Annotated in this window: 1 protein-coding gene; it reads right to left on the bottom strand. The window is 68.2% G+C overall.

Annotated features, from left to right (window positions below; genetic code table 11):
* On the bottom strand, window positions 1-223 hold a 223-nt coding region (locus tag JFB92_RS25040; protein WP_199044688.1), incomplete at both ends, for a hypothetical protein.

The raw sequence follows: 223 nt of genomic DNA on the forward strand, positions 1-223 counted from the left end.
GTCTTGTCGGGGCGGGGGTACGGCGGTGGTGAGGAGTTTGGTGAGCAGGGCGCCGGTATCAGAGGCGAGGAGCCCGTCGACGGCCCACATCCCGTTCTCGGTCTCCCACACCTCCAAGCGGGCCAGGGACTGCTCGGACAATCCCTCCAGGAGCTCCTCCTGGTCCTTCAACGCCGCCTCGATCTCACCGAGCAGCCGCGCCAGGTCAGTGTGCGGGGCATGG

Source organism: Glycomyces salinus (assembly GCF_016428645.1).
GTDB classification, from domain to species: Bacteria; Actinomycetota; Actinomycetes; order Mycobacteriales; family Micromonosporaceae; genus Glycomyces; species Glycomyces salinus.